15 protein-coding genes are annotated in these 13,726 nt (G+C 74.2%); 11 read left to right on the top strand and 4 right to left on the bottom strand.

Annotated elements, in window-relative coordinates; translation table 11 throughout:
• The first annotated feature begins 2 nt into the window (after positions 1-2).
• Positions 3-818, top strand: a complete 816-nt coding sequence (locus FJR00_RS03170; protein WP_141337433.1) for an isoprenyl transferase — start codon at positions 3-5, stop codon at positions 816-818.
• Here FJR00_RS03170 and FJR00_RS03165 read toward each other — a convergent pair.
• Entirely contained in the window at positions 815-1,255 is a 441-nt protein-coding gene (locus FJR00_RS03165; protein ID WP_075958348.1) for a Fur family transcriptional regulator, read from the bottom strand. The two genes, FJR00_RS03170 and FJR00_RS03165, sit on opposite strands and share 4 nt — an antisense overlap.
• 72 nt (positions 1,256-1,327) lie before the next feature.
• On the opposite strand from FJR00_RS03165, the gene FJR00_RS03160 reads away from it, so the two are divergent.
• The 3 genes from FJR00_RS03160 to FJR00_RS03150 are packed head-to-tail and all read left to right on the top strand — an operon-like array spanning position 1,328 to position 4,003.
• Entirely contained in the window at positions 1,328-2,329 is a 1,002-nt protein-coding gene (locus FJR00_RS03160) for a metal ABC transporter substrate-binding protein (protein ID WP_141337432.1), read from the top strand.
• Between the two features lie 16 nt (positions 2,330-2,345).
• A complete protein-coding gene (locus FJR00_RS03155) occupies positions 2,346-3,185 on the top strand; it encodes a metal ABC transporter permease (protein ID WP_141337431.1) in 840 nt (279 codons plus the stop codon).
• Positions 3,182-4,003, top strand: a complete 822-nt coding sequence (locus tag FJR00_RS03150) for a metal ABC transporter ATP-binding protein (protein ID WP_141337430.1) — start codon at positions 3,182-3,184, stop codon at positions 4,001-4,003. Before FJR00_RS03155 ends, FJR00_RS03150 begins: the two co-directional genes overlap by 4 nt.
• On the opposite strand, the gene FJR00_RS03145 is transcribed toward FJR00_RS03150, so the two are convergent.
• The gene (locus tag FJR00_RS03145) at positions 3,978-4,337 is read right to left on the bottom strand and encodes a DUF6703 family protein (protein WP_237770185.1); all 360 of its coding nucleotides are present in this window, start codon (positions 4,335-4,337) and stop codon (positions 3,978-3,980) included. The genes FJR00_RS03150 and FJR00_RS03145 overlap by 26 nt on opposite strands.
• Before the next feature lie 63 nt (positions 4,338-4,400).
• Here FJR00_RS03145 and FJR00_RS03140 point away from each other — a divergent pair, with 63 nt between their 5' ends.
• On the top strand, positions 4,401-5,801 hold the full coding sequence (locus FJR00_RS03140) for a glycine--tRNA ligase (RefSeq protein ID WP_141337429.1): 1,401 nt from the start codon (positions 4,401-4,403) through the stop codon (positions 5,799-5,801).
• Positions 5,802-5,804: 3 nt separating this feature from the next.
• On the opposite strand, the gene FJR00_RS03135 is transcribed toward FJR00_RS03140, so the two are convergent.
• Positions 5,805-6,413 carry a LysE/ArgO family amino acid transporter gene (locus FJR00_RS03135; RefSeq protein WP_238330276.1) on the bottom strand — a complete coding sequence of 203 codons (609 nt, stop codon included), beginning with the start codon at positions 6,411-6,413 and terminating at the stop codon, positions 5,805-5,807.
• A 107-nt stretch (positions 6,414-6,520) separates the two neighbouring features.
• Between FJR00_RS03135 and FJR00_RS03130 the strand changes: the two genes are divergently transcribed.
• The 4 genes from FJR00_RS03130 (at position 6,521) to FJR00_RS03115 (ending at position 11,920) form a co-directional block, all read left to right on the top strand.
• Entirely contained in the window at positions 6,521-7,069 is a 549-nt protein-coding gene (locus FJR00_RS03130) for a type 1 glutamine amidotransferase domain-containing protein (RefSeq protein ID WP_141337427.1), read from the top strand.
• A gap of 104 nt (positions 7,070-7,173) precedes the next feature.
• On the top strand, positions 7,174-8,427 hold the full coding sequence (dusB, locus tag FJR00_RS03125; RefSeq protein ID WP_141337426.1) for a tRNA dihydrouridine synthase DusB: 1,254 nt from the start codon (positions 7,174-7,176) through the stop codon (positions 8,425-8,427).
• Positions 8,428-8,514: 87 nt separating this feature from the next.
• Positions 8,515-9,225, top strand: a complete 711-nt coding sequence (locus FJR00_RS03120; RefSeq protein WP_141337425.1) for a response regulator transcription factor — start codon at positions 8,515-8,517, stop codon at positions 9,223-9,225.
• On the top strand, positions 9,215-11,920 hold the full coding sequence (locus tag FJR00_RS03115) for a DUF4153 domain-containing protein (RefSeq protein WP_141337424.1): 2,706 nt from the start codon (positions 9,215-9,217) through the stop codon (positions 11,918-11,920). The genes FJR00_RS03120 and FJR00_RS03115 overlap by 11 nt, the downstream gene beginning before the upstream one ends.
• A 25-nt stretch (positions 11,921-11,945) precedes the next feature.
• On the opposite strand, the gene FJR00_RS03110 is transcribed toward FJR00_RS03115, so the two are convergent.
• On the bottom strand, positions 11,946-12,818 hold the full coding sequence (locus FJR00_RS03110) for a sulfurtransferase (RefSeq protein ID WP_141337423.1): 873 nt from the start codon (positions 12,816-12,818) through the stop codon (positions 11,946-11,948).
• Positions 12,819-12,898: 80 nt separating this feature from the next.
• On the opposite strand from FJR00_RS03110, the gene FJR00_RS03105 reads away from it, so the two are divergent.
• Both FJR00_RS03105 and FJR00_RS03100 read left to right on the top strand, forming a co-directional pair.
• A complete protein-coding gene (locus tag FJR00_RS03105) occupies positions 12,899-13,165 on the top strand; it encodes a DUF2277 domain-containing protein (protein ID WP_075958339.1) in 267 nt (88 codons plus the stop codon).
• The gene (locus tag FJR00_RS03100; RefSeq protein WP_238330275.1) at positions 13,158-13,715 is read left to right on the top strand and encodes a hypothetical protein; all 558 of its coding nucleotides are present in this window, start codon (positions 13,158-13,160) and stop codon (positions 13,713-13,715) included. Before FJR00_RS03105 ends, FJR00_RS03100 begins: the two co-directional genes overlap by 8 nt.
• Positions 13,716-13,726: the final 11 nt, after the last annotated feature.

The following is a 13,726-nucleotide window of genomic DNA, read 5'->3' as shown; positions in this document are numbered from 1 at the left end:
GCATGGCCGCAGGTTCCCGCCGGGTCCCAGTCCCGCCCGACCCGCACCCCACGGGGGCGCGCCCTCCGGACGTCCCGCGTGAGCTGGTGCCGCGGCACGTGGCGATCGTCATGGACGGCAACGGCCGTTGGGCCAACCAGCGGGGGCTGCGCCGGACGCAGGGTCACGAGGCCGGGGAGGCGTCCCTGCTGGACGTCATCGCCGGGGGGATCGAGATCGGGGTGCGCTGCATCAGCGCCTACGCCTTCTCCACCGAGAACTGGCGGCGCAGCCCGGACGAGGTGCGCTTCCTCATGGGCTTCAACCGCGACGTCATCCACCGCCGCCGCGACCAGCTCGACTCCTGGGGGGTGCGGGTGGTCTGGTCCGGCCGCGCGCCCCGCCTGTGGCGGTCGGTGGTCTCCGAGCTGCAGGACGCCGAGCGCCGGACCCGGGACAACGACGTCATCACCCTCAACTTCTGCGTCAACTACGGGGGCCGGGCGGAGATCGCCGACGCGGTCCGTCGGATCGGCGAGGACGTGCGGGCGGGGAGGCTCTCGCCCCGGGGCATCGACGAACGCACCGTGGCGCGCTACCTCTACCACCCCGAGGTGCCCGACGTGGACCTGTTCCTGCGCAGCTCGGGGGAGCAGCGCACCTCCAACTTCCTGCTGTGGCAGAGCGCGTACGCCGAGATGGTCTTCCAGGACGTCCTCTGGCCCGACTACGACCGGCGTCACCTGTGGCAGGCGATCGAGGAGTATGCCGCGCGCGACCGGCGCTACGGGGGAGCGGTGGACCGGTCGGCCGGCCCGTCCACGCCCTCGGAGGGCTAGCCGGACGCCTCGGTCCTCGCCGTGCCCGGGCCCGGCCCGGCGCACCCGGAGCAGGTGCCGAAGAGCTCGAGGGTGTGGTCGACGTCGACGAACCCGTGCTCGGCGGCGACCCGTTCGGACCACGTCTCCACCCCGGGTCCGGCGACCTCGACCGTGCGGCCGCAGTCCCGGCATACCAGGTGGTGGTGGTGGCCGGTCGAGCAGCGGCGGTAGCGGGCCTCGCCCTCGTCGGTGCGCAGCACGTCGACCTCGCCGTCCGCCGCCATCACGGTCAGCACCCGGTAGACCGTGGCCAGGCCCACCCTGGTCCCGCGCTCACGCAGACGGGCGTGCAGCTCCTGGGCGGAGCAGAAGTCGTTGTGGCGGCCGAGCTCGTCGGCGACGGCGAGCTGCTGACGGGTGGTCCGGCGGCGTGGTTCCTCGGGGCTCGTGCTCATGGTGGCGTTCCTTGGCTCGGGACGGTGCTACGCTAATGATAACCGATCTCAGTAACTATCAGGAGCCAGACCATGCGGACCTCCGGCACCGCCCTCGCCGCGGCAGTCGCCCTCGTCGTCGCCGGCTGCGGCACCCCGTCCGCCGACGCGCCGGACGGTGCGTCCGGGACCGGCGGCACCGGCACGTCGGCCCCCGTCGCCGTCAGCACCACGACACCGCTGGGCAGCGTGGTGCAGGACGTGGTGACCTGCAACGGCGGGACGGCCAGCACCCTCATGGCACCGGGCGACGACCCGCACACGTTCGCGCCGTCCTCGGCCCAGCTCGCGCAGCTGACCCAGGCCGAGCTGGTGGTGGCGATCGGCCTGGGCCTGGAGGAGGGCCTGGGCGCGGCGATCGAGAACGCCCGGTCCGACGGGGCACGGGTGCTGGAGCTGGCCCCCCTGCTCGACCCGCTGCCCTTCGACGGCACGACCGGGCCCGCCGAGGACGACCACGAGGGGGAGGAGGACGAGCACGCCGACGACGACGGGCACGCGCACGACGGGGACGACCCGCACGTGTGGCTCGACGCCTCACGGATGGCGACGGCCGCCGAGCTCGTCGGCGAGGAGCTCGCGACCGTGACCGGCGACGACGGCTACGCCGGGTGCGGGACGCAGGTCGCCGCGGAGCTGCGGGACGTGCACGAGCAGGTCGTGGAGATCCTGGCGGCCGTCCCGGAGGAGCGTCGCGTCCTGGTCACCGACCACCAGTCGTTCGGCTACTTCGCCCAGGCCTACGACTTCGACCTCCTGGGCGTCGTCGTCCCCGGTGGCTCGACGGACGCGGAGCCGTCGTCGCAGGAGCTGGCCGAGCTGGTCGAGGTCGTCCGGGACGCCGGTGTCCCGGCCGTCTTCTCCAACACCGCCGTCAGCTCCAGCCTGGTCGAGGCCGTCGCCGCCGAGGCGGGCGGGGAGGTCCAGGTCGTCGAGCTCTATGTGGGGTCGGTCGGGCCGGAGGGGTCGGGGGCGACCACCTACGCCGACCTCATGCTCACCGACGCCCGGCTCATCGCCGACGCGCTGGGCTGACGGGAAGGATCACGGTATGCAGTGGTGGGTCGAGCCCTTCCTCCTGGGCTTCCAGCAGCGAGCCCTCCTCGGCGGCCTGCTCGCGGCGCTGATGGCCTCCGTCGTCGGGGTCTGGCTGGTGCTGCGGGGCATGAGCTTCTTCGGGGACGCCTTCGTCCACGGGGTGCTGCCCGGCATCGCCCTGGCTGTCGTGCTGGACCTCAACGTCTACCTCGGGGCGGCCGTGGCCGCCGTCGTCATGGTCGCCGGCATCCACTACGTGCACCGGGCGACCCTGCTCAAGGAGGACACCGGCATCGGGCTGCTCTTCGTCGGGATGCTGGCGCTCGGGGTCGTCATCATCTCCCGGAGCAGCTCCTACACCGGCAGCCTGACCTCGATCCTCTTCGGGGACGCGCTGGGGGTGACCGCCACCGACCTGCGCTGGCAGGCGGGCGTGGTCGTCGTGGTGCTGGTGGCCTCCGCCCTGCTCTACCGGCCGTTCCTCTCGCTGAGCTTCAGCGCGACCAAGGCGAGCTCGCTGGGGATGCGCCCTGGCCTGGCGCACGCGCTGCTCCTGGTGCTCATCGCGGTGGCGGTCATCGGCAGCTTCCGCACCGTCGGCACCCTGCTGGTCTTCGGCCTGCTCGTCGGGCCGGCCGCCACCGCGGCCCTGGTGAGCCGGACGATCCCCCAGATGTTCGTCGTGTCGATGGTCGTCGGGGCGCTGTCCGTCTGGCTGGGGCTCGTGGTCAGCTACCACCTCCAGACGGCCGCCTCGGCGACGATGGCGCTGGTGCCCATCGTGCTCTTCTTCGTCATCCTGCCCGTCACCCGGCTCCGTCGGCGGGCGCGCGCCAGGGCGGTGACGGCATGAGCGCCGGCACCGGGTGCACGCCCCTGGCCAGGGCAACCGACCTGGTCCTGCGCTACGACGGACACCTGGCGGTCGACCGGTCCAGCCTCGAGCTGCCGGCCGGCCAGGTGACCGCGATCATCGGACCCAACGGGTCGGGCAAGTCGACCCTGCTGCACGCCCTCGCCGGCCTGCACGAGGTGGCCGCAGGGAGGCTGGAGGTCCTCGGCACGAGCGCCGCGAGGGCCCAGTCGCAGATCGCGTACGTCATGCAGCACGTGGCCGTCCCCGAGGGGGTGCCGATCACGGTCCGCGAGGTCGTGGCCATGGGCCGCTACCCCACGCTGGGCTGGTGGCGCCGCCCCCGGCGGGAGGACCGCGAGCGGGTCCGTGCGGCCCTGGCAGCCCTGGAGATCGAGGACCTGGCCGCCCGGCACCTGGGCGAGCTCTCCGGGGGCCAGCGGCAACGGGTCTACGTCGCCCAGGCGCTGGCCCAGGACCACGTGGCGATCTTCCTGGACGAGCCGCTCACCGGCCTGGACATGGTCTCGGCCAGGGCGATCGACCGGATCATCCACTCCGAGCACGAGGCCGGCCACTCCGTGGTCCTGACCACCCACGACCTGGAGGAGGCCCGGGCGGCCGACCAGGTGGTGCTGATGGCCGGCCGGGTGGTGGCCTGGGGGCGGCCCGAGGAGGTGCTCACCCCCACCCACCTCACGTCGGCCTACGGGCTGGGAGCGCTGCACGGGGACGCGCAGGGACCCTTCCTCGACGACCCGCACGCGCACGACCCCGCCCGCGACGACGGGATCAGCCCCGGGGCACCAGCTGGGTGACGGTGACGACGGCGAACAGCAGCAGCACGGTGGCCCGCATCAGGCGTTCCACGGTGGTCAGCCGGGGCCACGACAGGTAGAGCAGCCACAGGATGAAGGCCAGCGCCAGGCCGACCAGGACCCAGCCGACCGCCCCGCCGACGAAGCCGCCGACCAGCATCAGGACGAGCAGGACGAGGAAGGGCAGCCACACCGGCAGCCGCGCCAACCGGGTCAGGACGGGCAGGGAGCGCTGCTCCACGGCATACCGGAGAGGACCGGGTCCCGGCCCCCCGTCGGGGGTCGCGGAGGCGCGCCGGGGGTGGGGATCTGAGGGAGGGGACGTGTCGGGCACCGCACCAGCGTAAGTCCCGTGCAGGGTCCGGCCGGGCCCGGGCGGGACCGTACACTGGCGCCCATGTCGCAGACCTCCACCGTCGATCTCGTCGTCTCCCTCGCCAAGCGCCGTGGCTTCGTGTTCCCGTGCGGGGAGATCTACGGCGGCACCAGGTCGGCCTGGGACTACGGGCCGTTGGGCGTGGCCCTGAAGGAGAACATCAAGCGGCAGTGGTGGCGCTCGATGGTGCAGACCCGCGACGACGTCGTCGGCCTGGACTCCTCGATCATCCTGCCCCGCCAGACCTGGGTGGCCTCCGGCCACGTCGGCGAGTTCTCCGACCCCCTGACCGAGTGCCAGTCCTGCCACAAGCGGTTCCGGGTGGACCACCTGCAGGAGGCGGTGGCCGACAGGGCCGCCCGCAAGGGCAAGGAGGTGAACCCCGACGACGTGCCGCTGGCCGAGATCACCTGTCCCAACTGCGGCAACAAGGCCTGGACGGAGCCGCGGGAGTTCAACATGATGCTCAGGACCTACCTGGGCGCCGTCGAGGACGAGTCCGGCCTGCACTACCTGCGCCCCGAGACCGCCCAGGGCATCTTCGTCAACTTCGCCAACGTCATGGGTGCCTCGCGCAAGAAGCCGCCGTTCGGGATCGCGCAGACCGGCAAGAGCTTCCGCAACGAGATCACCCCCGGCAACTTCATCTTCCGCACCCGCGAGTTCGAGCAGATGGAGATGGAGTTCTTCGTCAAGCCGGGCGAGGACGAGGAGTGGCACCAGTACTGGATCGACGAGCGGACCCGCTGGTACACCGACCTGGGGATCCGCCCGGAGAACCTGCGCCACTACGAGCACCCGGCCGACAAGCTCTCGCACTACTCCAAGCGCACCGTGGACATCGAGTACCGCTTCAACTTCACCGGGTCCGAGTGGGGCGAGCTCGAGGGCGTGGCCAACCGCACCGACTTCGACCTGGGCACGCACAGCGAGCACTCCGGCCAGGACCTGTCCTACTTCGAGCAGGCGACCGGGGAGCGCTGGATCCCCTACGTCATCGAGCCGGCGGCGGGGCTGTCCCGCTCGCTGATGACCTTCCTCGTGGACGCCTACACCGAGGACGAGGCTCCCAACGCCAAGGGCGGGGTGGACAAGCGCACCGTGCTGCGGCTCGACCCCCGGCTGGCGCCGATGAAGGTGGCCGTCCTGCCGCTGTCCCGCAACGCCGACCTGACCCCCAAGGCCAAGGACCTCGCCGCCCGGCTGCGTCAGCACTGGATGGTCGACTTCGACGACGCCGGCGCGATCGGCCGTCGCTACCGCCGCCAGGACGAGATCGGCACGCCGTTCTGCGTGACGGTGGACTTCGACACCCTCGACGACCAGGCCGTGACCATCCGTGAGCGGGACTCCATGGCCCAGGAGCGGGTGGCGCTCGACCAGGTGGAGGGCTACCTGGCCCAGCGGCTCCTCGGCTGCTGACCCTCAGCCGCCGAGCACCAGCCCCACGCCCAGCGAGACCATGACCACGGCGATGAGGGCGTCGAGCACCTGCCAGGCCCGGGGCCGGGCGAAGAGCGGCTGCAGCCGGCCGCTGCCGTAGCCGAGGGCGGTGAACCAGGTGACGCTGGCCACCACGAGACCCGCGTAGTACCACCACCGGTCGCCCGGCCCGTGGCTGTTGGCGATCGCGCCGAGGACGACCATGTCCAGGTACAGGTGCGGGTTGAGCCAGGTCAGGGCGGCCATGGTCGCCAGAGCCGGCCCCAGGCCCCGGTCGGCGGTCGTGGCGGCGCGCAGCGACTCCTCCTCCCGGAGCGCGCGCCGGGCGGCCAGCAGCCCGTACGCCACGAGGAAGGCCCCGCCGCCCCACCGGGCGACCTGGAGGAAGGGGGGCCAGGCCTCGACGAGGGCACCGATCCCCAGGACCGCGGCCAGGATGAGGACGACGTCGGACAGGGCGCACAGCGCGACCAGCGGACCCACGTGACGGCGCACGATCCCCTGCCGCAGCAGGTAGGCGTTCTGCGCGCCCACGGCGGCGATGAGGGCCCACCCGGTGAGCAGCCCGGCGACGGCGAGGGAGAGCGGCACCGGCACAGGGTATGCGGTGCGGGTGGGTACGCCGCGCGCGTGCGACCGGCACGGACGCGGCATACGGTGGACGGGACCGAGGACCCCGAGAACGAGGAGGATCTGCCATGGCAGACCTGGACGGACGCACGATCGCCTTCCTGGCGACCGACGGTTTCGAGGACAGCGAGCTGACCTCGCCCTGGGACGCGGTGACCGGGGCCGGTGCCCGCGCGGTGCTGGTCTCCGCCAAGGAGGGGGCGATCACCGGCAAGAAGGGGCACGAGGCGACCGTCGACCAGACCACGTCGACGAGCGACCCGTCGGCCTTCGACGGGCTCGTGCTGCCCGGTGGCGTGGTGAACGCCGACCACATCCGCATGGACGAGGACGCGGTGGCCTTCGCCCGGCACTTCTTCGAGGCCGGCAAGCCCGTCGGTGTGATCTGCCACGGCGCCTGGATCCTGGCGGACGCGGACGTGCTGAAGGGCCGCACGCTCACCTCGTACGCCAGCCTGAAGACCGACCTGCGCAACGCGGGGGCCACCTGGGTCGACGAGGAGGTCCACGTCGACCAGGGCCTGGTCTCCAGCCGCACGCCCGACGACCTCCCGGCGTTCAACGCCAAGATCGTCGAGGAGTTCGCCGAGGGACGGCACGAGGGTCAGCAGGCCTGACCGCGCCCGTCCCGGCGCAGGGCGCGCCCGGCCGGGTGGCCGGGCGCGTCCGCGTTCCCAGGAGTTCTGGGCACCCCGGCGGGGATGGGACAATCGCTGACGTCATGACGCTGACCCACCCGCTCGCACCGCCCGCCCCGGAGACCCCGGTCCCCGGGGGCCGCCCGATCCTGCCCCCGCTGCAGATCGGCCCGCACCGGATCGAGGCGCCGGTCGTGCTTGCGCCGATGGCCGGGATCACCAACCGGGCCTTCCGCCAGCTGTGCCGGGAGTACGGCGACCAGGGGCTGGACCACGCCGGGACCGCCGGAGCCCGGTCCGGGGCCGGGTGCCTCTACGTCAGCGAGATGATCACCAGCCGCGCCCTCGTCGAGCGCACACCGATCTCGATGAAGCTCATCGAGCACGGCCCGGGGGAGGACCCGCGCTCGGTCCAGCTCTACGGCGTGGACCCCGCCACGGTGGGCGCGGCGGTGCGGATGCTCGTGGACGAGGACCGGGCCGACCACGTCGACCTCAACTTCGGCTGTCCCGTGCCCAAGGTCACCCGCAAGGGAGGCGGGTCGGCCCTGCCCTGGAAGACCGACCTCTTCCGCGGCATCGTGCGGGCGGCCGTCCGCGAGGCCGCCCCGGCGGGGATCCCGGTCACCGTCAAGATGCGGGTGGGGATCGACGCCGAGCACGAGACCTTCCTGGACGCCGGCCGGATCGCCGAGGAGGAGGGGGTCGCCGCCGTGGCACTGCACGCGCGCACCGCGGCGCAGGCATACTCCGGGCAGGCCGACTGGGACCGCATCGCCGAGCTCAAGCAGGCGGTGACCAGCATCCCCGTGCTGGGCAACGGGGACGTCTGGTCCGCCGACGACGCGGTCGCCATGGTCGAACGCACCGGCTGCGACGGGGTGGTCGTGGGACGCGGCTGCCTGGGGCGACCCTGGCTGTTCACCGACCTGGCGGCCGCCTTCGCCGGCTCCCACGTACGGGTCGTGCCCGACCTGCGCGAGGTCACCCGGGTGCTGCGCCGCCACGCCGAGCTCCTCGTGGAGTTCCACCAGGACGAGGCCCGCGGGTGCCGGGACATCCGCAAGCACATCGCCTGGTACCTCAAGGGCTTCGCCGTCGGCGGCGACCTGCGGCACCAGCTGGGCCTCGTGGACTCGCTGGCCGCGCTGGACCGGCTCGTCGACACCCTCGACCTCGACCAGCCGTGGCCCGGGGAGGCGGCCGAGGGGCAGCGCGGCCGGGCCGGGTCGGCCCGCGTCGTCGCGCTCCCGGACCGCTGGCTCGACTCACGCGAGCTCGACGCCGAGCAGGCGGCGTCGGTGGCGCAGGCCGAGCTGTCGGTCTCCGGCGGTTGACGGCGCCACCGGGTCGACGGCCGACCTTCACACGATCTGCACACGTCCTGCGCCCCCCGTCCACGCCCACCCTCCTAGCCTGAGGACATGCCTCCCCAGCCCGCGCCGGACGCGCCGCTCGTGCTCGTCGTCGAGGACGACCCGACGATCAACCGGGCGCTCGCCGACCGGCTGCGGGCCGACGGGCTGCGCGTGCAGCAGGTGCACGACGGGCCGGCCGCGGTGCAGGCGTGCGAGGCGACCCCGCCCGACCTGGTCCTGCTCGACGTGATGCTGCCGGGGATGGACGGCCTGGAGGTGTGCCGCCGCATCCAGGCCCGCCGGCCGGTCCCCGTGCTCATGCTCACCGCCCGGGCCGAGGAGACGGACGTCCTCGTCGGGCTGGGGGTGGGCGCCGACGACTACCTCACCAAGCCCTTCCGGATGCGGGAGGTCGTCGCGCGGGTGCGCGCCCTCCTGCGGCGCGTGGACCGTGCCCGGGCGCTGGCCGTGGACCCTCCGCCGGTGCTGCGCTGCGGCGACCTGCTCGTCGACCGTGCCGAGCGTCGGGTCCTCCGGGCGGGCCGCGAGGTCCACCTGACACCGTTGGAGTTCGAGCTGCTGGCCACCCTGGCGCAGGCCCCCGGGACCGTCCGCACGCGGGCGGAGCTCATGGAGGAGGTCTGGGGATGGGCCGACGCGCGGGGTACCCGGACCCTCGACAGCCACGTCAAGGCGCTGCGGGCCAAGATCGGGGCCGAGCGGCTGCGGACGGTCCACGGCGTGGGCTACGCGCTGGAGGCCCAGGATGCCCGCTGAGCAGGCTCGCACCGGCCCGGCCCCCGTGACGCCGGGCACGGCCGACCGTGCCCCTGGCCCGCTGGGCGGTGTCGGGACGGTCCGCACCAAGATCGGGCTGCTCGTGGCCGGCAGCGTCCTGGCGGCGGTCGTCGTGCTCGAGGTCGGCCGTGGGGCAGGCGTGCCGGGATGGCTCACCCTGCCCGTCACGCTGGCGGTGGCGCTGGTCGTCACCCAGTGGCTGGCCCGGGGGATGACGGCTCCGCTGCGGGCGATGACCGAGGCCGCCGACCGGATGGCCGCCGGCGACTACAGCACCGTGGTCACCGCCACCGGTCACGACGAGGTCACGCGGCTGGCGGACGCGTTCACCCGGATGGCCGGCGACCTGGACCGGGCCGACACCACCCGCCGGCAGCTGCTGGAGACCGTCTCCCACGAGCTGCGCACCCCGCTCGCCGCCCAGCGGGCCCTGCTGGAGAACCTGGTCGACGGGGTCGTCCAGCCGGACGACGCGGCCCTCCAGGGGGCCCTCGCCCAGGCCGAACGCCTCAGCGACCTGGTCACGGACCTGCTCGACCTGACCCGGCTCGAGTCGGGGGCGGTGCCCCTGGTCCTGACGCACACCTCGGCGGCCGACCTGCTCAACCAGGCGGTGGCCGAGGCCGGGCTCGGTGCCCGGGACGTGCAGCACCGGACGGTCGTGACGCCGACGGACCTGGAGGTTCTCGTCGACCCGGCCCGGATGTCGCAGGTCGTGGGCAACCTGCTGGACAACGCGAGCCGGCACAGCCCGACCGGCGGCACGGTGACGCTGCACGTCCGTGGCCCCGGCGAGACGGGGACGTCACCGGACGGGTCCGAGGACCCGGTGCCCATGGACCGCTGGCGCCTGGAGGTGGTCGACGAGGGCCCCGGCATACCGCCCGATCGTGCCGAGGCGGTGTTCACCCGGTACGGCCGCGGCGACGACCGCGGCGGCGGGACGGGGCTGGGCCTGGCCATCGCCCGGTGGATCTGCGAGCTGCACGGCGGTTCGGTGTCGGCGCACCCGCGCCCGGACGGACGTCCCGGTGCGTGCCTGCGGGTGGAGCTTCCGGTGCGCCCGCCGTCCGGCCGCCCCGTCCGCAGCGGCGTGGACGGGAGCACGGAGCGCCCGTCCACCGGGGCGGCGACGCCTGGCCCCGTGGCCGTCCCCGTCGCCGACGGGCCCGCCGCCCACGCGGTGGACCCGATCTTCGGCCGGCTCTGGCCGCCGGAGCGCGTGCCCGCCGCGCCGGTCCAGCTGGTCGGTGCGGTCGGGATCGGTGCGTTCGCGGCGCTGGTCCTGCCCGATCACGACGCCGGTCTCGGACTGCTGACGGTCCTGCTCGCCGGGGGCGCCCTGGTGCTCTGGTCCTCGGTGCGCCGGCGCGCGGCCTGGACGGTCGTCAGCGCCCTGCTCAGCGTGGGGCTGGGCGCCCTCGTCGTCCTGCGGGCGGCGGATTGGCTGCCCGTGCTCGTGCTCCTCGTCGTGAGTTTGCTCGTCACCACGGCCCTCACGGGTGCCCGTCGGCTGGGTGCGCTGCTCCTGGGGCCGCCGGCCTGGGTGCTCTCGGCGGTGCGCGGACTGCCCCTGCTGCAGCGGACCCTGGCGACCACCCGCGGCCACCGGCTGCTGTGGCCGGTCGTGCGCACGGTCATGCTGTCGGCGGTGGCCCTCGTGGTCTTCGGCGGGCTGTTCGCCTCGGGCGACGCCGTCTTCGGGGCCTGGGTGGACCGGTTGCTGCCCGACGTCGACCTGGTCCTGGCCGACACCCTGGTGCTGCGTGCCTTCCTGTGGTTCTTCGTCGCCGGTGTGGTGCTCGCCGGGACCTACCTGGCGCTCAACCCGCCCCCGGTGGAGCGTGCTGCCGGCCCGTCGCCACGGACGGTGACCCGTCCCTGGGAGTGGGCCGTGCCGGTCGGTGCGGTCGTGGCGGTGCTCCTGGGGTTCCTCGTCGCCCAGGCCAGTGCCATGTGGGGCGGCCACGACTTCGTCCGGCGCAGCACCGGCCTGACCTACGCCGAGTACGTCCACCAGGGGTTCGCCCAGCTCACGGTGGCCACGGCCCTGACCCTGGGGACGATCGGCCTCGCCGTCCGCGTGGCGCCCCGGCGCACCCGGGGGGACCGGATCCTCCTGAGGGGGCTGCTGGGCACGTTGGGGGTGCTCACCCTGGTCGTCGTGGCCTCCGCGCTGTTCCGGATGGCGGTCTACCAGGAGGCCTACGGCTACACGGTCACCCGGGTCCTGGTCGACCTGTTCGAGCTGTGGCTGGGGCTGGTCGTCGTCATGGTCCTCGTGGCGGGGATCCGGCTCTCCGGCCGCTGGGTCCCCCGGGCCGCGCTCCTCGCCGGGGCCTCGATGCTGCTGGTGCTGGGGGTGGCCGACCCCGAGGCCCGGGTCGCGGGCGCCAACATCGAGCGCTTCGAGCAGACCGGGCGGCTCGACCTGGTCTATCTCGCCTCGCTCGGCCCCGACGCCACCCCCGTGATCGCCGAGCGGCTGCCCGACGACCTGGCCGCCTGCGTGCTGGCCAACCTGCGCCATGACACCGACCCGGACCCGTTGTGGGGCTGGAACCTCGGGAGGGCACGGGCCGCGGAGGCCGTGCCTGCCGGGTTCGACGCCCAGTCCCCGCCGGAGGAGGGGGGCCAGGGCTGCCTGCGGGTGATCGGGGAGGACGGCCGGTAGGCGCGGAACGGTCGCCCGTGACCGGTCAGGCGGTCGGACGCCCGGGGTCGCTGATCCAGTCGCTCCACGAGCCGACGTAGACGGCGGAGCGTCCGGCCCCCAGGCCGGCGGCCTCCAGGGCCAGGGCGGCGTGGGCGGCCTGCACGCCGGAGCCGCAGTAGACCGCCGTCGCCGCGTCCGGGTCGGCACCCGCCTGCTCCAGCAGGGTGCGGAGGGCCGGCGCGGGCAGGAAGGTGCCGTCCTCGGCGAGCAACGAGAGGGCCGGCAGCGACAGGGCGCCGGGGATGTGGCCGGCGACCGGGTCGATCACCTCGTTCTCCCCCCGGTAGCGGTCCGCGGGGCGGGCGTCCAGCAGCTGCCGGTCCGCGGCCAGCCAGCGCCGCACCCCCTCGGCGTCCAGCAGGTCGTCCTCTCCCGGACCCAGGACCACGTCGCCGACGCCGGTGTCCACCGGTCCCTCCTCGACGGCCAGCCCGGCCGCCCGCCACGCCTCCAGCCCGCCGTCGAGCACCCGCACGTCGGAGATCCCGTAGTGCCGCAGCACCCACCAGGCCCGCGCGGCACCGAGCGAGGTGCGGGCGTCGTAGACGACGACGGGTGCGTCCTCCCGGACCCCGGCCGTCCGCAGGGCCTCCTGCACCCGCGTGCGGGACGGCAGGGGGTGGCGCCCGCCCCGGCCGTCGGGGGACACCGGGTCCGACAGGGCCTGCTCGAGGTCGAGGAAGGCGGCCCCCGGCAGGTGCCCCTCCAGGTAGGCGGCGCGGTTGGCGGCGGTGCCCGCGCCGAGGCTCCACCGGACGTCGAGGAGCGCGGGTGCGGCGCCGGCGGCGAGCTCGTCGGCGAGAGCGGGGGCCGTGACGAGGGGGGAGGGGGTGGCGGGGGAGGGGTCCGTGGTCATGCGCCCATGCTGCCACCGCCCCGGGCCCCAGGGTCCTCGGATCCCTGACCGGACACGGTGGGGCGTGGCACAGTGGACGGATGTGCCGCAACATCCGCCCGCTGTTCAACTACGAGCCGCCTGCGACCGACGAGGAGGTGCGGTCCGCGGCCCTGCAGTACGTCCGCAAGGTCGCCGGGACCCCGCGGCCGTCCCGGGCCAACGAGCCCGCCTACGAGGCGGCGGTCGAGGCGGTGGCCCGGGCGACCCGGGAGCTGCTTGACTCCCTGGTGAGCTCCGCGCCGCCGAAGGACCGGGAGGTGGAGGCCGAGAAGGCCCGGGCACGGGCCAGGGCCCGGTATGCCTGACCCCCTGCACGGGGCGGGCTCGCCGGGGACGACCGGGTCAGGCCGACGTGGTGACCGCCTCCGGCACGTCCTGAACTGGGTCAACCTGTCGACGCCGCTCGGGCTGGGCGTGGCCGCGGCCGGCGGGGCCAGGATCCGCCGAGGTCCGCGACACTGCTTCCTGGCCGACCACTACCGTTGGCGCTTCCCCGTCGCCGGTGCCTTCACCGTCGGCGACGTGGTGGTCAGCCGGCACGACCTCGACCGGCTCATGGCTCGGCGCCCCTCCCTGCTGGACCACGAGCTGGTCCACAGCGCCCAGTGGGCGTTCTGCGGAGGCCTTCCCTTCCTGCCGCTCTACCTCGCCTCGATGGCATGGTCCTGGATCCGCACCGGGGACCGGGCCGCCCGCAGCGTCTTCGAACGCCAGGCGGGGCTCGCCGACGGGGGCTACCGGGACGTCCCCGTCCGCCCCGTCGGCGCCGTGCTCGCCGCCGCACTCGGTCGCCGGCCTGCCGGACCGGCCCCGGAGCCGCACCGGGGTGGCCCGAAGGGGACCCTCCCGGCCTAGGTCGGTGCCCG

It is taken from the genome of Ornithinimicrobium kibberense (assembly GCF_006519705.1).
GTDB classification, from domain to species: Bacteria; Actinomycetota; Actinomycetes; order Actinomycetales; family Dermatophilaceae; genus Ornithinicoccus; species Ornithinicoccus kibberensis.
This window is presented reverse-complemented; position numbering and strand designations above follow the sequence as displayed.